Here is a 20,511-nt window from a genome sequence, read left to right as displayed (position 1 = left end):
CCGCAGGAGAGAACGATGAACCATCGCAAGCCTCGTCCCAAGACCTCCTCCAAAACAGCGATCGGCCTCGGCATCGCCGCGACCGCCGGACTGGCCGTGACGGCCAGTACGACCTCGGCGGGTGCCAGCCCCGGCAGTTCCCGCATCTCCCAGAGCGTCGCCATCGCGGTCGACATGGCGCAGAGCCACGCCGACAGGGCCCACAGGAACCAGTTCGACGAATCCTTCAAAATCCACGAATACGGCCCGTCCGTCGCCGTGACGGCGAACAACCGGGCGACGGCGGTATCGGCAGGCTGCTCCATCGACGCCCCCTGCCGTTCGATCGCCCTCTCCTACCAGATCGTCACCACGGCCGGCCGAAACGCGCGTCTCGTCAACGCCTCCAACATCAGCAGGGGCGTCAACGAACACTGCCCGTCGTGCCAGACGTTCTCCGGGGCATATCAATTCATCGTGGCCACGCCACGGGGATTCAGCCTCAGCCGTGAAGGCCGCAGCGAGCTCAACTCGATCAACCGCCAGGTCGAGGCCCTCAAGACGTCTCGTCTGCCGATCTCCGAGATCACGCAACAGGCGGACGAACTGGCCCGCAAGGTGAAGTCGATCCTCGACCGTGAGGCGGCCCGCGCGCCAAGGGGCAGCGGCGGCGACTCGTTGGCCGACTTCGCACCGACCGTGACCATGCACCGCTACGTCCGGTAGGTCCCGCAATACGCTCAGGGCTGTGGACTCCCACCGCAGCCCTGAGTGCTGAAATTACGGTCAGGAAGCGAGGTCCAGTGAGCAGCGCTCATCTCATGTCTCCGTCCAAGCTGAAGCAGGCGCAGGCTCGCATCGAAAAGCTGGAGGGCGAGATCGCGGCGTGCCGGAAAGCCATCGACCTCATGACGGAAGTGGTGCCCCCAAAAGACGATACGAAGTGATTTCCGCGATGGCGCAAGAGGGCTTCCCGGCGAGCGGAATCATTGAGCTGCTCGGCGTGTCGGAGTCCGGCTATTACGCGTGGCGTGACCGCGTTCCGTCGGCTCGATCATTGCGGCACGCCTGGCTCACCCGGATCATTCTCGACATTTACGACTCCTCCGGTTCGACCTTTGGCTACCGCCGCATCCGGCAGGAGCTCGGCCGCCGCTACGGCATCAGTGTCAGCCATGGAACGGTGGAGCTTCTCATGGTTCAGGCCGGCATCCGCGGCCGGGCCGGCAGGCTGAACGAGGGCGCGCCACCCGCTGTCTCCGAGGTCTCCAACCGGCGCTGGGTCGTCGACGTATTCACCTACAGAACACCGAAGGGCGCTGTGTCCGCCGCCGTCGTCCTCGACTCGACATCGCATCACCTGGTGAGCTGGAGCGCGGGCCCCGAGGCAAGCGCCTCGCTCATCGATCGCGCCCTCGACAAAGCGATTTCTCATGAGGCCGCCATGGAGCAGGCCCCTGACACCGCCAAAGGAAACCTTGTCGGATGCTCTTTCACCAGGCGTGCGCAGACCCTGAGGCACGGGCCTGCTCCTGGGACCATCGGCGATTGGTACGAACACGCAGTGGTCGAGGCATTCTGGGAAAGAGTGCGCCGCGAACTCACGGACCACAACGAAGAGGATGATCCACGAAGACTCGAGAAAAGTCTGGAGACATGGACGTCACACCACCCCTGCCAATCGCCGAGGAATTAAGGGCCGGAATGGATGCAGGAAGGCCTCTTTCGGCGACGCAGGCCCATCAAGTGCTGCTGTACTGCGCCCTGGATGCGGCGTGCGTGCCGATGGACTCCAACGGCTTACAAGCGATTGTCAGGGTGGCAGAACTCGACTACGCAACAGTGCGGACACTGATCAACTGGATCAAAATGGCAGGAATGGAGAGGTTCTGATCCACCCCGCTCCAGGTGATCCACCCTGCTCTAGGACTCCCCTGCCTGCAGCAAGGACTCGACGAGCACAGCCACATGCCGGCGGGCCGCGGGACTGAGTTTCTGCACGCTCGCGATGAGGATCTCCACCTCCGGATCTGAGATCTCGGGCGCGTTCTCGAAGTAGACATTGACACCTGCGGCCTCGGCCGCTGCGCGCAGCACGGGTGCCACCGGTATGCCCAGGCCTTTGGCCAGACCCTCCAGCGTGGTCTGCTGAGGCATCTGCGCCAGCCTCGCCGACGTCGCCAGATGGTGAACAGTCGAGCGAGAAATACCGCCCCGGCGCGCTACATCGCTGTAGGACCATCCCTTTTGGTCCAGCTTGTTCTTGATCATTTCCTGCAGTGTGTTGGGCACCCCTGGTGCTTCCTGTCCGAGGGAGGTTGATCGGCCGCTTTCCAATGAGTCTAACGGCGTGGCCCTCAGGTCGTTCTGCACGTTTTCTCTGGTCGCCGCCGCGTTCGGTTCCGGTGGCGGCGGCAACGGCCGGGAAGACGGTCCGCCGGTCCGGTCGCCGGTCCTCGAGCCGCCCTCTTCCGTCAGCACGCGGGCACACGACGACGGCAGGAGCCCCCGCACAGCGGGCTCCTGCCGTCGTCGGTCGGCGGACCGCCAGGCCTACAGGGCGAGGCCCGTCAGGACCAGGACGCGCTCGTAGGTGTAGTCGTCCATCGCGAACTTGACGCCCTCGCGGCCCACACCGGACTGCTTGACGCCGCCGTACGGCATCTGGTCGGCGCGGTAGGAGGGGACGTCGCCGACGACCACGCCACCGACCTCCAGGGCGCGGTGGGCGCGGAAGGCGGTCTGCAGGTCGTGGGTGAACACGCCTGCCTGGAGGCCGTACTTGGAGTCGTTGACGGCGGCGAAGGCCTCGGCCTCGCCGTTCACCTTCTGCACGGTCAGGACGGGGCCGAAGACCTCCTCGCAGGAGATCGTCACCTCGGAGGGAACGTCGGTGAGGACGGTCGGGGCGTACGAGGCGCCGTCACGCTTGCCGCCGGCGTGCAGGGTGGCGCCGGCCTCGACGGCCTCCTGCACCCAGGACTCCACGCGCTTGGCGGCGTCCTCGCTGACCAGCGGGCCGACGTCGGTCTTCGGGTCGGAGGGGTCACCGGTGACCTGGGCCTCGACGGCGGCGACGATGCGCGGCAGCAGACGCTCGTAGACCGAGGCGTCGGCGATCACGCGCTGCACGGAGATGCAGGACTGGCCGCCCTGGTAGTTGGAGAAGGTCGCGATACGGCCCGCGGCCCAGTCCAGGTCCTCGTCGCTCGCGTAGTCGGCGAGGACGACGGCCGCGCCGTTGCCGCCGAGCTCCAGGGTGCAGTGCTTGCGCGGCACCGAGTCCATGATCGCGTAGCCGACCTTCTCGGAACCGGTGAAGGAGATGACCGGCAGGCGCTCGTCCTGGACGAGGGCCGGCATCTTGTCGTTGGCGACCGGGAGGATCGACCAGGAGCCGGCCGGCAGGTCGGTCTCGGCCAGCAGCTCGCCGAGGATCAGCCCGGACAGCGGGGTGGCCGGGGCGGGCTTGAGGATGATCGGCACGCCGGCGGCGATGGCCGGGGCGACCTTGTGGGCGCACAGGTTCAGCGGGAAGTTGAACGGCGCGATACCGAGGACGACGCCCTTGGGGAAGCGGCGGGTGAAGGCGAGGCGGCCCTGGCCGCCGGCGTCGGTGTCCAGGCGCTGGGCGTCGCCGCCGTTGAACCGGCGGGCCTCCTCCGCGGCGAACCGGAACACGGACACGGCACGGCCGACCTCACCGCGCGCCCACTTGATCGGCTTGCCGTTCTCGGCGGAGATGAGCTGCGCGATCTCCTCGGTGCGCTCGACCAGCCGCTTGCTGACGTGGTCGAGGGCGGCGGCCCGCACGTGGGCGGGGGTGGCGGCGAATTCGTCCCGCACGGCGTACGCGGCGGCCACGGCCTCCTCGACCTGGGCGTCGGTCGGCACGCCGACCTTGCCGACCAGCCGCCCGTCCCACGGGTTGGTGACGTCGAAGGTGTCCTCGCCGGTGACCTGGCGGCCGGCGAGCCAGAAGGCGTGGGTGGAAGTCATCAAGGAGTCCCGGCCCTTCCGCGTAGGAGATGTACTTGGCTTTCGTCGTCCACGGTAGGGCGGAGGCGGCCCGGGGTCGTTTGTCCGAGTCGTAGCAGTGCGAGGCGGGGGTGCGCCGGATTGGCGTACGAGCGGTGTCCGGCGCGGTGTCCGGCGGGATCCCTACTCCGTGGAGGTGGCCTTCAGTGCCAGCCACAGCTCCATCCGCACGTCCGGGTCGTCCAGGGAGCGGCCGAGGATCTCCTCGACCCGGCGCATCCGGTACCGCAGGGTGTGCCGGTGGACGCCGAGGTCGGCGGCGGCCGCGTCCCACTGGCCGTGCCGGGACAGCCAGGCCCGCAGCGAGGCCACCAGATCGCCGCGGCCCGTCGCGTCGTGCTCGTACAGCGCGCGCAGCAGCCCGTCCGCGAACGCCCTGACGGCGTCGTCCGCCAGCAGCGGCAGCACCGATCCGGAGGCGAGCTGGTCGTGCTCGACGAGCATCCGTCCCCGCCTCCGCGCCACCGACAGCGCCTGTTCGGCCTGCTTGTACGCGGCGGCGGCCGCGATGGGCCCGGCGGGCCCGGACAGCCCGACGACCAGTTCGCCCTCCTCCCCGCCCGACTGCTCGCGCACGTTATCGGCCCGCGCCGCCTCCAGCGCCGCGGCGTACTGGCCGCACGCCGCCACCGCCGCGCCCCCGTCGGCGGCCAGCACCACCAGGCGCTCCCCGTCGGGCACCACCAGCACCGCCTCCCCCGACCGGGCGGCGGCCGCCTCCACGACCTCGGCCAGCACGGTGAGCGGATCGGCGCCGGTGCCGGCGGCGGCCAGTACGGCGGCCGGGGAGGGTGCGGCGGACTGCACGCGCGCGTGGGCACCGGCGTGCGCCCGCGCGGCGGACGCCGAGGCGGACTCGGCGACGATCATGCGGAAGGGGGCGTCCAGCAGGCCGCCGTACAGGTCGCCGGCCACCGCGCGGGCATGGTCGGGCTGCCCGGCGAGGAGCATGCGCAGCACGGCGGCGCCGATCCGCTGCTCGGCGGCGTGCAGCGAGCGTGAGCGTTCCGTGGTCAGCGTCAGCAGGGCCACGGCGGAGTGGACGGCGTACCGCTCGGCGGTGCCGAGGGTGGCGGCCGTGCCGACGGCGAGCGCGGCGCGCGGGCGGCGCCCGGTGCCGATGGAGTGCAGTTCGACGCGGTCCTCGGTCTCGGGTCCGCCGACCACGGCGGACGCGGGGGCCGACCGGTCGCGCAGCCGGTCGATGTCGGCCGTGAGCCGTTCGGCACGGCGTGCGGCCCACTCGGGTGCCGCGGCGACGACGGCGCCCGAGGCGTCGTAGAGCGCCGTCCAGCCGTCCACCTGGGCCGCGAGCGCCGCGAGCAGCCCCTCCGGTCCGGCGTTCAGGGCCTGCTTGGTCAGTTCCCGCTGGGCGGCGAACCCGGCCGTGACCGCCCGGTACTGGTCGGCCGCGATGGCCGCCGAGACCGCCTTGCTGATGGCGAGGAACGGGGTCCGGCGGGGCACCTCGAGCAGCGGCAGCCCCTCCTCCTCGGCGGCGTCGACGAGCGCCGCGGGGATGTCCTCGTAGTTGACCCCGACGGCGAAGCCGAGCCCGACGACCCCCGCCTTGGCCAGCCGCTTCACATAGCGGCGCATGGCGTCGGGATTCTCCGCGTCCAGCTTGAGCGCGGTGATCAGCAGCAGTTCCCCGCCCTCCATGTACGGCACGGGGTCGGCGAGCTCGCTGACGTGGGCCCAGCGGACGGGTACGTCCAGGCGGTCCCCGCCCGCGCGCACGGTCAGCTTGAGCGCGGAGTGGTGGACGAGCGAGGCGAGCGTCGGGGGCATGAGGCCTTCTGGTCTGCGGGGTTCTTCTGCGGGGTTCTTCTACGGCTTCTTGTGCGGAGGTGGAGATCGGATGATCATTGTGATCTTTTGGACGTCACGTATGAACGGCCTATGCCGATTCTGCCTCACCGTACGGTCAACGCGTTACGGCCGTGCCCGTACCCGCCGCGTTCGCAAAAAACCCCCGCTCCGTTCGCCCCCGCTCCGTTCAGCCCCGCAGATCCACCAGCAGCGGCGGCGCGTGCTCGCCCCGGACACCGGTCAGCGACAGCACCGCGTGCCCGGGCGGGACCTCGTGGGCCAGCTGGGAGGCGGACCAGCGCTCCCGCTCCACCTGCCGGGTCGTCACGGCGTCCGTGGTCACGGCCCGTCCGGTCACCAGCTTGCGCAGGGCGTGGATGGCGCGGGTCATCGGCTGGTGGGCGAAGACGGTGTGCTTGGCCACCTCCTTGGTCTCCACCCATTCGGTCCCCCAGGCCTGCGCGAACCGGCTGCCGTCCCAGGTCGTCACGCCGGCGAGCGCCATACGGCAGCCGACCGCCCCCAGCAGCGGACCGTGCAGCGCCTCGGGCACGTCGGCGACCGACCGGAGCGCGAGGACGACGCCGGCGTTCTGGGAGCGCAGCCCCTGGACGCGGCGCACCGACTCGGCGGTGACGGCCCCGGTGGCGTCGTCGAGGACCAGACAGGCGAAGTGGGGGCGCCGGGTGTCCCGTACGACGGTGTGGAACTGGGCCAGGACCAGCCGGGTGATCAGCCGGGACGCCTCCTCGTGTCCGCGTTCGGGCAGGTCGACGCGGACCCGCAGCGGATGGTGGGCCACCGCGCGCAGCGAGAAGGGCCGGCCGCCGGGCCCCGCCGCGCCGAAGAACTCGGCGAAGGCCGGCCGGTCCAGGAGCGCGAGCCGGTCCGCGAGGGCAGGTCCGGCGTCGGCCGCGGAGCGGGCCTGCCGCATCCGGGCGTCGAGTTCACGCCGCATCACGGCGTGCTCGTCCGCCGACAGTGCCGCCCGCAGGGACGCCAGCGCGCCCGGATCGCCCTCCAGCAGTTCGCGCAGCGCCGGCAGTGGCGGAAAGTGCCCGTGCGCCGCCCGGTAGGGGCCGAGCAGCTGGGCGAGCGCGGTGGCGGCGCTCTGCCCGCCGACGGTGTCCAGGTCGCCGGCCAGGGCCTCGGCCAGGAAGGCGGCGGCCTCGTCGGGGTCGTCGGACCCGGCGTACGGGTCGAGGTCGTGGACGGAGGCGGGGTCGCCGATCCGGACCACCACGTCGTACGCGGAGTCCGGGCCGAGCGGGGTCCCGGCGGCACAGACGGCGACCACCGCGCACGCTCCGGTGAGGGCCTGGAGGGTGAGCGCCTCGGTGACCGGCCCGGTGACGTGGCGAGTCTTCCCGGACCCGGACGGCCCCACCAGCAGCAGCGAGGTGGCGAGTGTCTCGGCGCCGAGGGCGGCACCCGCCCCCTCGTAGTCGCGCGGGGTCCGCTCCCCCGCCCACCGTCCGATGCGCACCTGCCCCTCCAGCAGGTCGTGGCGGGCGGTGCGGCCCGGCAGGTCGCGCGCCCCGGAGGGGTGCGTCCAGGCGGCGGCGCCCTGCCGCAGCACGGTCTCCGTGAAGGCGGCCGGGCGTGCCTCCCGCCGGGCCGCCTCCCACGCCCGCTCGACCCGGGCGCAGTCCACGTCGTTCATCCGGCCGGCGGCCACTTCGGCGGCCAGCAGGTCGGCCGCCTGGTACTGCCCGGCCTGGCGCGGTCCGGGCCACTGCGAACGCGGCAGGTCCGCCGCGGGCGGGGCGACGGGGTCCGCGGCCGCCCGGCGGCGTGCGGCGAGTTCCCCGGCGTACGCCCACCAGGCGCCGACCCGGGCGAACGGCCAGACGACCAGCAGGGTGATGAGCGCGTACAGGGCGTCGGTGAACAGCTGGGAGGCGAACAGGCCGTAGCCGCCCGAGACGAGGACGATCAGGGAGAAGACGGGGTCGACGACCGGCAGGGGGTCCCAGCCGACGCCCGGGAAGGCGCCGGGGAAAACGAGGCTGAGCCCGATCAGGGCGCCGGCGGCGGCGAACAGGGCCCGCGCGGGCTGCGGGCGGCGGCCGACGAAGTGCCGTACGACGTCGGGCCAGCTGCCCAGCCGTCCGGCGGCGTAGACGAGCACGGCGAAGAACACGCCGTCGTAGACCACCATGGCCTCGCGGCCCTGCATCCCCTTGGGGGAGACGGTCCCGCCCCACCACCAGTCGTCCGGGGTGAACAGTTTCAGCGGCGCCCACTGGTACGGCAGCGCGCCCTGTCGCCACAGCGACCACACCAGCAGGGCCACGACCAGCGGGATCAGCAGCCCGACGACGGTGATCGACGGCAGCCGGTCCGGCGTCCTCGCGGCCTTGGGCGGGCGGTGCCCGAAGCGCCAGATGCCGGGCGCGGCGGCCGGGCGGGGAGTGTCGAGCCACTCGGCGACGGCGGGCCGCCGTTCGGGGAGCCGCCCGTGCCCAGGTCCCTCTTGGGGATACTGCTCGTAGGCGCCGGACGCGGCCGGGGGGCTGCTCGGCCGGGGTGGCGTCGCGGGGGCGTCCCGCGGCATCGCCGGGCGTGGCACGGGGTTCGCGTGCGTACCCCGGGCGTCCTGCGTCCCGTCGTCCATCGCCCTTGCCCCCTGACCAGCCGTTCCGTCCACCATCAGCGAGTCAATCTAACGCCCGCGCAAGGGGAGTTCACCGATTGCGCGGCACGCCGCAGGTCACGGCGCCGGTGCCCGCGTTTTCCGGCCCGCGTCCCTCCTATGTCCACCGCGGACAACCGCGGGCGCCGACAACGCCCACATGGAGCATGCCCACGTCCTCCCCGCCGCCCTAACCTGCGAGAAAAGAAGGAAAAGCGTCCAAAAAACGCCGCCGTACGCAAGATCTCATCAGGGAGCCCCCATGACCGCACTTGAGCAGGAGCGCCGCGTCGTCACCGCCATCCCCGGCCCGAAGTCGCAGGAGCTGCAGGCCCGCCGGACCGCTGTGGTCGCGCAGGGCGTGGGCTCCACGCTGCCGGTCTTCGTCACGCGTGCCGGCGGCGGCATCATCGAGGACGTCGACGGCAACCGCCTCATCGACTTCGGCTCCGGCATCGCGGTGACCTCGGTCGGCGCGTCCGCCGAGGCCGTCGTACGCCGTGCCTCCGCGCAGCTCGCCGACTTCACCCACACCTGTTTCATGGTCACGCCGTACGAGGGTTACGTGGCCGTCGCCGAAGCGCTGGCCGAGCTCACGCCGGGTGACCACGCCAAGAAGTCCGCGCTGTTCAACTCGGGCGCCGAGGCCGTCGAGAACGCCGTCAAGATCGCCCGCGCCCACACCAAGCGCCAGGCCGTCGTGGTCTTCGACCACGGCTACCACGGCCGCACCAACCTCACCATGGCGCTGACGGCGAAGAACATGCCGTACAAGCACGGCTTCGGTCCGTTCGCGCCCGAGGTCTACCGGGTGCCGGTGGCCTACGGCTACCGCTGGCCGACCGGCCCGGAGAACGCCGGCCCCGAGGCCGCCAAGCAGGCCATCGACCAGATCACCAAGCAGGTCGGCGCGGACAACGTGGCCGCGATCATCATCGAGCCGGTGCTCGGCGAGGGCGGCTTCATCGAGCCGGCCAAGGGCTTCCTGCCCGCGATCCGCCAGTTCGCCACCGACAACGGCATCGTGTTCGTCGCCGACGAGATCCAGGCCGGTTTCTGCCGCACCGGCCAGTGGTTCGCCTGCGAGGACGAGGGCATCGTCCCGGACCTGATCACCACCGCCAAGGGCATCGCCGGCGGCCTGCCGCTGGCCGCCGTCACCGGCCGCGCCGAGATCATGGACGCCGCGCACGCGGGCGGCCTCGGCGGCACCTACGGCGGCAACCCGGTGGCCTGCGCGGGCGCGCTCGGCGCGATCGAGACCATGAAGGAACTCGACCTCAACGCCAAGGCGAAGCGGATCGAGGAGATCATGAAGGCCCGCCTCATCGCGATGCAGGACAAGTTCGACATCATCGGCGACGTCCGCGGCCGCGGCGCGATGATCGCCATCGAGCTGGTCAAGGACCGTGACACCAAGGAGCCGAACCCGGAGGCGACGGCGGCGCTCGTCAAGGCCTGCCACGCCGAGGGCCTGCTCGTCCTGAGCTGCGGCACCTACGGCAACGTGCTGCGCTTCCTGCCCCCGCTCGTCATCGGCGAGGACCTGCTGAGCGAGGGCCTCGACATCATCGAGCAGGCGTTCACGCGCATCTGAGCGGCGGATATGCACGCCTGACGCAGCCGGCGGCAGAGCGTGTGAAGAAGGTGTGCGAGGTGGATGGCAGGACGCCGTTCCCGCTGTCCTCCGCCCACCGGCTGCCGTAGGTTCTTCCCGGATGAGAGATACACCCGCCCACAGGGGACTGTGGGCGGCCTCAGGCCGTAGCCTCCCCAGCTTCGACCTGGTCGTGCCTCGCGCACACACCCGGAACCCACGGGTTCCGGTTCTCCTCAATGATCGGACAGTCGCCCGCCCCAAACCCCCCGGGGCGCGCGGCCTTCCGATCCGGGCGGCCGACAACAGACGGACCGTTCCCGTAGGGCCGGCGCATCCCCCCTTGCGCCGGCCCTACGGCATACGCGCCCCGCCGCCCCGCCACCTCGCTCAGAGCAGGCGACCACACTTCCCCGCCTGCCGAGGCGGAGACAGGCCGATCCCTCCGCGCAGAACGGTTCTTCCCGAGTGCTGACCGCGGGACCCACCGGCCTGGCAGCCGTCGGCCACGGCCTCTGGCCTGCGGGCCGGCATCATTCCTGGCGTTGAACCGGTTCGCCTGACACCGCGTCGAGGTAAATTGCCGCACCCTTGGGCTCGGTCTCGCCCTCACGTATCAGGTTCACGATCCAGACTGGACGCCAGTCACCAAGAACTTCCTGGGCGATCATGAACGCGGGATCTCCCGCTTTGAGCTTGGTCAATTGCTCGGCGCGCTTCTTCGCGGCTGCTTCATCCAGCCTCGGTTCCGGCATTTCTGGGTCATCAACGAGTTGAGCATTGACACCCATGATTCTCCCCGACGAGGTCACCGTGATATCGAGGCGCAGCGGCAGCATCACGCCGTTCCGGTACCTGCGATAACTGAGGACGTAGGGCGCCTTTCCCTTCGCCAGCGGATCAAAAGTGGCTTCACTCCCCTTGACTTCATCCGCGTACCACTTCTTCGCAAATTCTTCTGCGGACTTCTTGGACTCTTCGGGAGTAAGCGTTCCGGCGTCGTCCTTGTTGTTCACTGAGAAGGCGCTTTGAATCTTCCGGTCAGGCCACAGAAGAGTCATGCTTCCTTTATCGGTCGTTATGTCCACTTTTCCCGGAAAACCCGGGATGGCCTCCCGCTGCTGCACCTGAACTATATTGGCGCCTTTTCCGTACACCTGATCAACGACGGATCGGGCCCACTCTTCCTGTGCGCCAGTCGCACCCACGGACTCCTGGCCACCGTATACCGGCGTTACGCCGAAATAGAATATGGCGGCGAGAGCGACCCCACCGACCCCCAGAGCCAGACCGCCCTGCCGTACGTCGTGCAGCCCGAACAAAGGCTTCTGCCTTTTGAGTGCTTGCCAGGAAACCGCGCACAGTACGCCGATTCCGGAGCCGAGTGCGTTTGCTGCCAGATCGGAGTAGACGCATGATCGTCCGAGCGGGAGCAGACTCTGCAGCAGTTCGACCCCCGCGGTCAGGAGCAACCCGCCTGCGAGAACACCGAAAGGCCGACGGAAGGCACAGACCCCGAAGAAGCAGACGGGGACGAAGAGCAGAACGTTCAATTTGCCGGGAGTCGTGGACAGCGTGCCGGCCAGAGACGGTCCTACGTAGCAGACGATGCCGCTTTCTGCGACTCCGGCTCCCCCTGGCGTCAAAGTGACAGCCAGTACACCCACCAAGGAGATGGACCACAAGGTGGTAGCGACAGCCGGCTTCCGCTTCGCTCGCGCCAGCAGATAAACAGGGACAGCAACCAGGATCGACGCAACGACGAATACCGGAATCAGGTTGGCCAATGCGCCGATCGACGCTTCGATCATTTTCTCTTTCTCTCACCCGGCCACAGAAACGACGCGGAAGCCGGGATGCCTCTGGAGGCATCCCGGCTGCTCAGGCAAACATCAGCAGGGGTTCAGCGCGGGGGTCCAGAAGTAGCCCTGGCCCGCTACGTCCATTCCGCCGACAGAGCGGCAGGAGCTGGGTACAGGGTTTCCGCCGAAGCTGTACGACTTGGTCTGCCCCGAGGAAACGCTGTAAACAGGTGACACGTACTCCTTGCTCCCGACGTCTACGAGGAATTTCACCGAGACCGCGCTGCCCCCGGTCTTCTGGTACGACACCGCCGAGTAGAACAGGCTGGAGTTGCCGGAAACACTCCTTCCGTTGGTCGACTCGAACGTCAACTTTCCGTTGGAGAGGCTGGTGGACGTGGTGGCGGCCCAAGCGGTTGCCCCCATACCCAGAGAAGCAAGGGCCGCGGTCACCACCACAGCAGAGCGAAGTGCACGACGCATGGTTTCCTCCTGGTGAGCCCAATAAAGGCTGTGAAGTTTTCCCTGTGCTGCGCAGCGAAGATCAACTTAAAGCGGTTTCTATGAAACGGCAAGGATTTCCCTGTGCCCCGTATGCGCCGCAAGTACCTTTCTGGTTGAGTCCTTACGTATTGGCGAAGCATGGAATTTCCCTACAAAAGGGGCGTACTTGATTTGAAGATGGCTGGTATCACCCAGGCTTTGACTGAAACCCGTCACCGCTTGCCTCGAGTTCATTGATGCCCCTGTGCGGTGAATGATTGCCGAGCACGACGCCGCCCCGACCGGGAAGAAGGGTGCGATCCTGCGGCGCTTCGGTGAGGCCCCGGCTGGAGAAGGACCTGGCCCGCCGGGACACGGCCCTGGAGGGCATGGGAGAAGCCAACGCGCTCTTTGAACGGGCTGATCTGCATGGCGACATCTGCCGGGCTGAGGACAGACCGGGGGGGGTGCGAAGCTGTGCGTGTGGTGTCCTCGCGGGTTTCTTTCCTTCTCCTCTGGCTTGTAGGCGTCTCCGTCGTGGGCTTCTCGCTGATCACCTGGCAGGTCGTCAGCCATGGGCCGCTTCTGGGGGTGGACCGGGAGGTCAGCCGTGCTCTGCTGCATCCGGACCGGGCATCCGAGTTGCTCGCGGACCTCGGGAACGTGCAGGTCGCGGTTCCCGTGCTCGTGGTCGTACTCGGGTACGTGATCCGGCGGGGGCGGGCCACGGGTACCCACCGGTGGTGGCTGGGGCCGCTCGGGGCGGCGGGGTTGATCGTGCTGGTGCCGGTGTTCGTCGTGCCGCTCAAGGAGTGGACGGCCCGGCACGGCACAGCGGCCGTGCCGCCCGGCGCCGGGTACTACCCCTCCGGGCACGCGGCCACCGCCGCCGTCGCCTACGGTGCCGCGGCGCTCGTGCTCCTGCCCTGGCTGCGCACCGCCATCGCCCGCCGCCTCCTCGTCACCGTCTGCGTCGCTCTCGTGCTCGGTGTGTCGTACGGGCTCGTGCGGCGCGGCTACCACTGGCCCCTGGATGTCGTGGCCAGTTGGTGCCTGGCTTCCGTGCTGCTCTCCGCACTGTGGCTGCTGATCGGCGTCGCCGCGACCACTGACGCCGCCCCCTAGTACTGGTGTCCCATCCGCGTGTTCGGGTCGGCTCCCCGTGTCAGCCCTTCTCCTCGAGGGCCAGGGCCGCGGCCGCCTCGTGCATCGACAGTTCCAGCAGTGCCGGGTCGGTGAGGGTGCCCGAGCCGTCCGGGGTGACCAGCCAGCGCACCCTGCCGGTGCTCCGCCCCGGATACGGCACGACGATCCAGGTGCCGAGCCCCGCGGTGCGGACACCGGTGCCGAGCCAGCGGGCCGCGGTGCCCGGCGGCACGAAGAAGCCCGTGCGCTCGTCCCCGAAATCGGCCAGCACCGGCCCTGGCCGGCCGAGGAAACGGGTCAGGACGTCGAGCGTCGGACCGCCGAGCACCCCGGGCAGGATCAGGACGTCCCAGGCCTTGCCCGCGGGCAGCAGGGCGATCCCCCGGGGATTACGTTCCCACTCCCAGCGGCAGGCCTCGGGGTCCGGCGCGACCGATGCCAGCCAGGCGACCTCCGTCTTCGCCCCAGTCATGAGAAGACCTCCCTCATCGTTCGTGGACGCGGGCCGCGCCACAAGGGAGAGGGAGGTGTCCCATCAGCCATTACGCGGATTGTGACCGCTCGTTGGAGTGAACCGGCTCACAGCTCAGCGGCCGCGTCCGAAGTAGCCGTCGAAGGTGTTCTGGAACTGCCAGTTCCCGAACCGGTCCCAGTTGACCGACCACGTCATCAGGCCGCGCAGGGCCGGCCAGGTGCCGTGGGTGGTGGAGGAACCGCAGTTCGCCTTCTTGGTCAGGCAGTCCAGGGCCTTGGTGACCTCGGACGGGGAGACGTATCCGTTGCCCGCGTTCGTGGAGGCCGGCATGCCGATCGCGACCTGGTCGGGGCGCAGGGATGGGAAGACGTTCGTCGCGTCCCCGGCCACCGGGAATCCCGTGAGGAGCATGTCGGTCATGGCGATGTGGAAGTCCGCGCCGCCCATGGAGTGGTACTGGTTGTCCAGGCCCATGATCGGGCCCGAGTTGTAGTCCTGGACGTGGAGCAGGGTCAGGTCGTCGCGGAGGGCGTGGATCACCGGGAGGTAGGCGCCGCAGCGCGGGTCCTGGCCGCCCCACTTGCCCGTGCCGTAGTACTGGTAGCCCATCTGCACGAAGAAGGTCTCCGGGGCCATGGTCAGGACGAACTTGGCGCCGTACTTCGCCTTCAGGGTCTTCAGGGCCGAGATCAGGTTGACCACTACGGGCGTGGTCGGGTTCCGGAAGTCCGTGTCGTTCGCGTTGAGGGACAGGGAGTGGCCCTCGAAGTCGATGTCGAGGCCGTCGAGGCCGTATTCGTCGATGATCCGCGAAACGGACGAGACGAACATGTCCCTGGCCGCCGTCGTGGTCAGCTGCACCTGGCCGTTCTGGCCGCCGATGGAGATCAGGACTTTCTTGCCGGCCGCCTGCTTGGCCTTGATGGCCGCCTTGAACTCGGCGTCGCTCTCGACGTTCGGGCACTCGGTGACCGGGCAGCGGTTGAAGCGGATGTCGCCCGAAGTGACCGACGTCGGCTCGCCGAAGGCCAGGTCGATGACGTCCCAGCTGCCGGGGACGTCGGCCATGCGGGTGTAACCGGAGCCGTTGGCGAAGCTCGCGTGCAGGTAGCCGACCAGGGCGTGCGGCGGGAGGTCCGTGGTGCCGCCGCCCGGGCCGCCCGAGTCCGCGGCCGTCTTCGCCGTCACCGTCGCCGACTTCGCCGACTCGCCCGCGGCGTTCACCGCCGCGACCTGGAAGCCGTACGCGGTGGAGGGCGACAGACCGGTGATCGTGGCGGAGGCGCCGGTCACCGTCTGGGCCTTCGTGCCGTCGCGGTAGACCGTGTAGCTCGTGGCCTCGGCCACCGCGGACCAGGACAGGGCCACGCTGGTCGAGGTGACGGTGCCGGTCCTCAGACCCGTGGGAGCGGCGGGCGGCTGCTGGCCGATGTTGCCGCCCGGGCCGACGAGCGAGAGGTCGTCGGCGTTGTAGGCGCCCGTGCCGTACCAGCCGTGGGTGTAGACCGTGACCTTGGTGGTCTGCGCGCCGGTGCGGAAGGTGGTGGTGAGCTGCTGCCAGTCGGGGGCGGACTGGGTCCAGGTGGAGACGTCGGTGGTGCCGGTGCCGCTCGCGCCCAGGTAGACGTAGGAGCCGCGGACGTAACCGCTCAGCGTGTACTGGGAGTTCGGCTGGACCGACACCGACTGGGTGCACTGGGCGTTGTCACTGCCGGCCGGGGTCGCCTGCAACGCCGAACTGCCGCTGCGGACCGGGGACTTCACTGTCGTACCGGACCCCGAGCAGGTCCAGCCGTCGAGGCCCGCCTCGAAGCCGCCGTTGCGCAGGATGTCCGCGTCGGCCGCTCGCGCGGTCGTCGTGAGCGCGGTGACGCCGGGCAGGGCGAGGAACGTGGCCGTCAGCACGGCGAGCAGCCGGCGCCTGGCCCGGCCGGCCGGTCTGGCTGATGGCTGTATGTCGCGATCCACAACTGCCTCCGGTCATGGGGGGATTGGGGAGGGTGGAGCGCGCCCAATTTGGTCCAGACCAATTCGGTTGTCAAGACCTGTGGCATCAGCGACATGTCCAGGGCCCTGGCCGCTGCCGTCTTCGCGTGGGCATGCGAAGACCTCCCTGCCCCGTGGACGCGCGGGGGCGCGTCGTGAGGGAGGGAGGTCTCCTCTCAGGTGTCAGCTGTCGAAGCCCAGGCCCAGGCGGTCCATCGTCCGCAGCCACAGGTTGCGCCGGCCGCCGTGTTCGTCGGCGCGGGCCAGTGACCACTTGGTGAGCGCGATGCCCGTCCAGGCGAACGGCTCCGGCGGGAAGGGCAGCGGCTTCTTGCGGACCATCTCCAGCTCGGTGCGCTCGGTGCGCCGACCGGCCAGCAGGTCGAGCATCACCTCGGCGCCGAAGCGGGTCGCGCCCACGCCGAGGCCGGTGTAGCCGGCCGCGTAGGCGACCTTCCCCTGGTGGGCGGTGCCGAAGAAGGCCGAGAAGCGCGAGCAGGTGTCGATCGCCCCGCCCCAGGCGTGGGTGAAGCGGACGCCCTCCAACTGCGGGAAGCAGGTGAAGAAGTGCCCGGCCAGCTTGGCGTAGGTCTCGGGGCGGTCGTCGTACTCCGCGCGCACCCGGCCGCCGTACGGGTAGATCGCGTCGTAACCGCCCCACAGGACGCGGTTGTCGGCCGACAGCCGGAAGTAGTGGAACTGGTTCGCCGAGTCCCCGAGGCCCTGCCGGTTCTTCCAGCCGATCGACGCCATCTGCTCGGCGCTGAGCGGCTCGGTCATCAGGGCGTAGTCGTAGACCGGGACGGTGTACGAGCGCACCCGCTTGACCAGGTTGGGGAAGACGTTGGTGCCGAGCGCGACCCGGCGGGCCCTGATCCGGCCGTAGGGCGTGCGTACGGACATTCCGGCGCCGTACGGCCTCAGGCTCAGGGCGGGCGTGCGCTCGTAGACGCGCACGCCGAGGCGCACGCACGCCTGCTTCAGGCCCCAGGCGAGTTTGGCCGGGTGGACCATGGCGACGCCCCGGCGGTCCCACAGGCCGGCCTCGAAGGTCGGTGAGGCGACCTGCTCGCGCACCGCGTCCCGGTCGAGGAACTCGAAGCCCTCGGCCAGGCCCTGCTCCTGCATCTCCGCGTACCAGTCCTTCAGTTCCCGGGCCTGGTACGGCTCGGTGGCGACGTCGAGTTCGCCGGTGCGCTCGAACTCGCAGTCGATGGAGTGGCGGGCGACCGTCTCCTCGATGGCGTCGAGGTTGCGGGCGCCCAGCTCCTCCAGCTTGTGGATCTCCTCCGGCCAGCGGGTGAGACCGTTGGGCAGGCCGTGCGTGAGGGAGGCGGCGCAGAAGCCGCCGTTGCGGCCGGAGGCGGCCCAGCCCACCTCGCGGCCCTCCACCAGCACCACGTCCGTGGCGGGGTCGCGCTCCTTGGCGATCAGCGCGGTCCACAGTCCGCTGTAACCACCTCCGACCACCAGCAGGTCGCAGGTCTCGGCTCCGGTCAGCGCCGGCTCCGGGCGGGGCCTGCCGGGGTCGTCCAGCCAGTACGGGACCGGCTGGGCCTCGGAGAGGGATGTGGTCCAGTCGTGCTCACGGCTCATGGCGCCAGGGGCCATGATTTCAACTCCCTACAGAGTCAATTTCGTTGTTTCGGTGAGGCGGGTGTTACGCCTTCTGCCTGGTACGGCGACGGCCGATGGCCATGGAGCCCAGGACGAGCAGTACGGCGATGACGAACATGGCCGTGCCGATGACGTTGATCTGGACGGGTGTGCCGCGCTGTGCCGAGCCCCAGACGAACATCGGGAAGGTCACGGTCGAGCCCGCGTTGAAGTTCGTGATGATGAAGTCGTCGAACGACAGCGCGAAGGCGAGCATCGCGCCCGCGGCGATTCCGGGGGCCGCGATCGGCAGGGTGACCCGGACGAAGGTCTGCACCGGTCCGGCGTACAGGTCCTGCGCCGCCTGCTCCAGCCTCGGGTCCATCGACATCACGCGCGCCTTGACGGCGACGACGACGAAGCTGAGGCAGAACATGATGTGCGCGATCAGGACGGTCCAGAAGCCGAGCTGCGCACCCATGTTGAGGAACAGGGTGAGCAGCGAGGCCGCCATGACCACCTCGGGCATCGCCATCGGCAGGAAGATCAGCGAGCTCACGGTGCCCCGCGCGCGGAAGCGGTAGCGGACCAGCGCGAAGGCGATCATCGTGCCGAGGGCGGTGGCGCCGATCGTGGCCCAGACTGCGATCTGGAGGCTGATCGACAGCGATCCGCACATGTCGGCGACACCGCACGGGTCCTTCCAGGCGTCCATGGAGAACGCCTGCCACTGGTAGTTGAAGCGGCCCTTCGGCTTGTTGAAGGAGAAGACCGTGACGACGATGTTCGGCAGGAGCAGGTATCCGAGCGTCAGCAGTCCGGCGATGACGACGAAGTGGCGCTTGAGCCAGTTGACGAAGGCCATTTAAACCAGATCCTCCGTGCCGGACTTGCGGATGTAGATGGTGATCATGGCGAGGATCGCGGCCATGAGGATGAAGGACAGGGCCGCCGCCGTCGGATAGTCCAGGATCCGCAGGAACTGCGTCTGGATGACGTTGCCGACCATGCGGGTGTCGGTCGAGCCGAGCAGGTCCGCGTTGACGTAGTCGCCGGCCGCCGGGATGAAGGTCAGCAGCGTGCCGGAGACCACGCCCGGCATCGACAGCGGGAAGGTGACCTTGCGGAAGGTGGTGAACGGCTTGGCGTACAGGTCGCCCGCCGCCTCGTGCAGCCGCGAGTCGATGCGCTCCAGCGAGGTGTACAGCGGCAGGATCATGAACGGCAGGAAGTTGTACGTCAGACCGCACACCACCGCCATCGGGGTGGCGAGCACCCGGTCGCCGGCGGTCCAGCCGAGCCAGTTGGTGACGTCCAGGACGTGCAGCGCGTTGAGGGCGCCCACGACCGGGCCGCCGTCGGCGAGGATCGTCTTCCAGGCCAGGGTCCGGATCAGGAAGCTGGTGAAGAACGGCGCGATCACCAGGATCATGATCAGGTTGCGCCAGCGGCCCGCGCGGAAGGCGATGAGGTACGCCAGCGGGTAGCCGAGCAACAGGCACAGGATCGTCGCGGAGGCCGCGTACAGGACCGAGCGCACGAACTGCGGCCAGTACTCGGACAGCGCGTCCCAGTAGGTCGCGAAGTGCCAGGTGACCTTGTATCCCTGCTCCAGGGAGCCCGTCTGCACGGACGTGGACGCCTGGTAGATCATCGGCAGCGCGAAGAAGACGACCAGCCAGAGGATGCCGGGCAGCAGCAGCCAGTACGGCGTGAAGCGGCCCCACCTGCGCGGCGGTCTCGTCTGCTGGGTGGTGGGCGGCGCGGGCGCCTCGGTGACGGCGGCCATCAGGCTGCGTCCTCCTCGACGCTCTCGACGCCCGCGGAGCCCGTTGTCCCGGCAAGCAGGGACTGCGCCGCGTCCAAGCCGAAGGTGTGGGCCGGGTTCCAGTGCAGAACCACCTCGGCGCCGGGCACCAGGCGGGCGTCGCGGTCGATGTTCTGCGCGTAGACCTCGAAGCCGGGGCAGACGGGGCTGTCGATCACGTACTGCGTGGAGACGCCGATGAAGCTCGACTCGGAGATCCGGCCGGTGATGCGGTTGCGGCCGTCGGGGATCTCGCCCGCGTCGTCGGCGTGGGTGAGGGAGATCTTCTCCGGGCGGACGCCGACGAGCACCTTGCCGCCGGTCGTCGCCGGGGCGGAACAGCGGGCCTGGGGCAGGGAGAGCTTGCCGCCGCCCGCCTTCAGGACGAGCTCCTCGCCGCTGCGGGAGTCGACCTCGGCCTCGATCAGGTTGGAGGTGCCGAGGAAGTTCGCGACGAACGTGGTCTGCGGGTTCTCGTAGAGGTCGGTGGGCGAGCCGAGCTGCTCCACCCGGCCGCCGTTCATCACGGCGACCGTGTCGGCCATGGTCATGGCCTCCTCCTGGTCGTGCGTGACGTGGATGAAGGTGATGCCGACCTCGGTCTGGATGCGCTTGAGCTCCAGCTGCATCTGCCGGCGCAGCTTCAGGTCCAGGGCGCCGAGCGGCTCGTCCAGCAGGAGCACCTTGGGGTGGTTGATCAGCGCGCGGGCGACCGCGACGCGCTGCTGCTGGCCGCCGGAGAGCTGGTGCGGCTTCTTGCGGGCCTGCTCGCCCAGCTGCACCAGGTCCAGCATCTCCTCGACCTGCTTCTTCACCGACTTGATGCCGCGCCGGCGCAGACCGAAGGCGACGTTCTCGAAGATGTCGAGGTGCGGGAAGAGGGCGTAGGACTGGAAGACTGTGTTCACCGGGCGTTTGTACGGCGGCAGGTGCGTCACGTCCTGGTCGCCGAGATGGACGGAGCCCTGCGTGGGCTCCTCCAGGCCGGCGATCATGCGCAGGGTGGTGGTCTTGCCGCAGCCGGAGGCGCCGAGCAGGGCGAAGAAGGACCCCTGCGGGACCGTCAGGTCCAGCGGGTGCACGGCGGTGAAGGCGCCGTAGCGCTTGCCGATCTGGGAGAGGCGGACGTCGCCGCTGTTGTCTTTCGTCATCATT

Annotated in this window: 18 protein-coding genes; 6 read left to right on the top strand and 12 right to left on the bottom strand. The window is 69.4% G+C overall.

The annotated features are described in order from the left end of the window. Nucleotides 1-15 precede the first annotated feature (15 nt). The 4 genes from ACFY3J_RS10250 to ACFY3J_RS10235 all read left to right on the top strand — a co-directional run bounded on the left by ACFY3J_RS10250 (nt 16) and on the right by ACFY3J_RS10235 (nt 1,872). Complete coding sequence (locus ACFY3J_RS10250) at nt 16-705, top strand: hypothetical protein (protein WP_384186525.1); 690 nt, start codon at nt 16-18, stop codon at nt 703-705. A 77-nt stretch (nt 706-782) separates the two neighbouring features. Beyond that, nucleotides 783-926: a hypothetical protein gene (locus ACFY3J_RS10245; RefSeq protein ID WP_384186528.1), complete on the top strand. Its 144-nt coding sequence runs from the start codon at nt 783-785 to the stop codon at nt 924-926. After that, nucleotides 923-1,675: an IS3 family transposase gene (locus ACFY3J_RS10240; RefSeq protein WP_384186530.1), complete on the top strand. Its 753-nt coding sequence runs from the start codon at nt 923-925 to the stop codon at nt 1,673-1,675. The genes ACFY3J_RS10245 and ACFY3J_RS10240 overlap by 4 nt, the downstream gene beginning before the upstream one ends. Then, nucleotides 1,636-1,872 carry a hypothetical protein gene (locus ACFY3J_RS10235; RefSeq protein ID WP_390840697.1) on the top strand — a complete coding sequence of 79 codons (237 nt, stop codon included), beginning with the start codon at nt 1,636-1,638 and terminating at the stop codon, nt 1,870-1,872. The genes ACFY3J_RS10240 and ACFY3J_RS10235 overlap by 40 nt, the downstream gene beginning before the upstream one ends. Nucleotides 1,873-1,902: 30 nt before the next feature. Here ACFY3J_RS10235 and ACFY3J_RS10230 read toward each other — a convergent pair whose 3' ends face one another. From ACFY3J_RS10230 to ACFY3J_RS10215, 4 genes are all read right to left on the bottom strand, one after another. After that, nucleotides 1,903-2,250, bottom strand: coding sequence for a helix-turn-helix domain-containing protein (locus ACFY3J_RS10230; protein WP_384186535.1), 348 nt, complete (start codon nt 2,248-2,250; stop codon nt 1,903-1,905). A 282-nt stretch (nt 2,251-2,532) separates the two neighbouring features. Next, entirely contained in the window at nt 2,533-3,978 is a 1,446-nt protein-coding gene (locus tag ACFY3J_RS10225) for an aldehyde dehydrogenase family protein (RefSeq protein WP_361421566.1), read from the bottom strand. Between the two features lie 162 nt (nt 3,979-4,140). Continuing rightward, on the bottom strand, nt 4,141-5,808 hold the full coding sequence (locus ACFY3J_RS10220) for a PucR family transcriptional regulator (RefSeq protein ID WP_384186538.1): 1,668 nt from the start codon (nt 5,806-5,808) through the stop codon (nt 4,141-4,143). A gap of 208 nt (nt 5,809-6,016) precedes the next feature. Continuing rightward, the gene (locus ACFY3J_RS10215; RefSeq protein WP_390840696.1) at nt 6,017-8,446 is read right to left on the bottom strand and encodes an ATP/GTP-binding protein; all 2,430 of its coding nucleotides are present in this window, start codon (nt 8,444-8,446) and stop codon (nt 6,017-6,019) included. Nucleotides 8,447-8,726: 280 nt separating this feature from the next. On the opposite strand from ACFY3J_RS10215, the gene gabT reads away from it, so the two are divergent. Next, a complete protein-coding gene (gene gabT, locus ACFY3J_RS10210; protein ID WP_384186543.1) occupies nt 8,727-10,061 on the top strand; it encodes a 4-aminobutyrate--2-oxoglutarate transaminase in 1,335 nt (444 codons plus the stop codon). 533 nt (nt 10,062-10,594) lie between these two features. Here the strand turns inward: gabT and ACFY3J_RS10205 are convergent. Then, on the bottom strand, nt 10,595-11,872 hold the full coding sequence (locus tag ACFY3J_RS10205) for a VanZ family protein (protein WP_384186546.1): 1,278 nt from the start codon (nt 11,870-11,872) through the stop codon (nt 10,595-10,597). Nucleotides 11,873-11,953: 81 nt separating this feature from the next. Continuing rightward, nucleotides 11,954-12,346, bottom strand: coding sequence for a hypothetical protein (locus ACFY3J_RS10200; RefSeq protein WP_384186549.1), 393 nt, complete (start codon nt 12,344-12,346; stop codon nt 11,954-11,956). 429 nt (nt 12,347-12,775) lie between these two features. Between ACFY3J_RS10200 and ACFY3J_RS10195 the strand changes: the two genes are divergently transcribed. Then, nucleotides 12,776-13,471 (top strand): phosphatase PAP2 family protein, encoded by a 696-nt coding sequence (locus tag ACFY3J_RS10195; protein WP_390840695.1) that lies wholly within the window; start codon nt 12,776-12,778, stop codon nt 13,469-13,471. A gap of 40 nt (nt 13,472-13,511) precedes the next feature. On the opposite strand, the gene ACFY3J_RS10190 is transcribed toward ACFY3J_RS10195, so the two are convergent. From ACFY3J_RS10190 to ACFY3J_RS10165, 6 genes are all read right to left on the bottom strand, one after another. Then, nucleotides 13,512-13,964 carry a hypothetical protein gene (locus tag ACFY3J_RS10190; protein ID WP_384186554.1) on the bottom strand — a complete coding sequence of 151 codons (453 nt, stop codon included), beginning with the start codon at nt 13,962-13,964 and terminating at the stop codon, nt 13,512-13,514. Between the two features lie 114 nt (nt 13,965-14,078). Then, entirely contained in the window at nt 14,079-15,935 is a 1,857-nt protein-coding gene (locus ACFY3J_RS10185) for a chitinase (protein WP_390840694.1), read from the bottom strand. 201 nt (nt 15,936-16,136) lie between these two features. Further along, on the bottom strand, nt 16,137-17,564 hold the full coding sequence (locus ACFY3J_RS10180; RefSeq protein ID WP_384186560.1) for an NAD(P)/FAD-dependent oxidoreductase: 1,428 nt from the start codon (nt 17,562-17,564) through the stop codon (nt 16,137-16,139). 49 nt (nt 17,565-17,613) lie between these two features. Further along, entirely contained in the window at nt 17,614-18,414 is an 801-nt protein-coding gene (locus tag ACFY3J_RS10175) for an ABC transporter permease (RefSeq protein WP_384186564.1), read from the bottom strand. Beyond that, a complete protein-coding gene (locus ACFY3J_RS10170; protein WP_384186567.1) occupies nt 18,415-19,338 on the bottom strand; it encodes an ABC transporter permease in 924 nt (307 codons plus the stop codon). After that, nucleotides 19,338-20,507, bottom strand: coding sequence for an ABC transporter ATP-binding protein (locus ACFY3J_RS10165; RefSeq protein ID WP_384186653.1), 1,170 nt, complete (start codon nt 20,505-20,507; stop codon nt 19,338-19,340). The genes ACFY3J_RS10170 and ACFY3J_RS10165 overlap by 1 nt, the downstream gene beginning before the upstream one ends. Nucleotides 20,508-20,511: the final 4 nt, after the last annotated feature.

It is taken from the genome of Streptomyces sp. NPDC001231, assembly GCF_042896885.1.
Classification (GTDB): domain Bacteria; phylum Actinomycetota; class Actinomycetes; order Streptomycetales; family Streptomycetaceae; genus Streptomyces.
This window is presented reverse-complemented; position numbering and strand designations above follow the sequence as displayed.

Bases quoted from the DNA above. Each gene is read 5' to 3' on its own strand.
- ACFY3J_RS10250 (WP_384186525.1), top strand. From the start codon at position 16: ATGAACCATCGCAAGCCTCGTCCCAAGACCTCCTCCAAAACAGCGATC.
- ACFY3J_RS10235 (WP_390840697.1), top strand. From the start codon at position 1,636: ATGGACGTCACACCACCCCTGCCAATCGCCGAGGAATTAAGGGCCGGA.
- ACFY3J_RS10230 (WP_384186535.1), bottom strand. From the start codon at position 2,250: ATGATCAAGAACAAGCTGGACCAAAAGGGATGGTCCTACAGCGATGTA.
- ACFY3J_RS10225 (WP_361421566.1), bottom strand. From the start codon at position 3,978: ATGACTTCCACCCACGCCTTCTGGCTCGCCGGCCGCCAGGTCACCGGC.
- ACFY3J_RS10220 (WP_384186538.1), bottom strand. From the start codon at position 5,808: ATGCCCCCGACGCTCGCCTCGCTCGTCCACCACTCCGCGCTCAAGCTG.
- ACFY3J_RS10215 (WP_390840696.1), bottom strand. From the start codon at position 8,446: ATGGACGACGGGACGCAGGACGCCCGGGGTACGCACGCGAACCCCGTG.
- gabT (WP_384186543.1), top strand. From the start codon at position 8,727: ATGACCGCACTTGAGCAGGAGCGCCGCGTCGTCACCGCCATCCCCGGC.
- ACFY3J_RS10205 (WP_384186546.1), bottom strand. From the start codon at position 11,872: ATGATCGAAGCGTCGATCGGCGCATTGGCCAACCTGATTCCGGTATTC.
- ACFY3J_RS10200 (WP_384186549.1), bottom strand. From the start codon at position 12,346: ATGCGTCGTGCACTTCGCTCTGCTGTGGTGGTGACCGCGGCCCTTGCT.
- ACFY3J_RS10195 (WP_390840695.1), top strand. From the start codon at position 12,776: ATGGCGACATCTGCCGGGCTGAGGACAGACCGGGGGGGGTGCGAAGCT.
- ACFY3J_RS10190 (WP_384186554.1), bottom strand. From the start codon at position 13,964: ATGACTGGGGCGAAGACGGAGGTCGCCTGGCTGGCATCGGTCGCGCCG.
- ACFY3J_RS10180 (WP_384186560.1), bottom strand. From the start codon at position 17,564: ATGGCCCCTGGCGCCATGAGCCGTGAGCACGACTGGACCACATCCCTC.
- ACFY3J_RS10175 (WP_384186564.1), bottom strand. From the start codon at position 18,414: ATGGCCTTCGTCAACTGGCTCAAGCGCCACTTCGTCGTCATCGCCGGA.
- ACFY3J_RS10170 (WP_384186567.1), bottom strand. From the start codon at position 19,338: ATGGCCGCCGTCACCGAGGCGCCCGCGCCGCCCACCACCCAGCAGACG.
- ACFY3J_RS10165 (WP_384186653.1), bottom strand. From the start codon at position 20,507: ATGACGAAAGACAACAGCGGCGACGTCCGCCTCTCCCAGATCGGCAAG.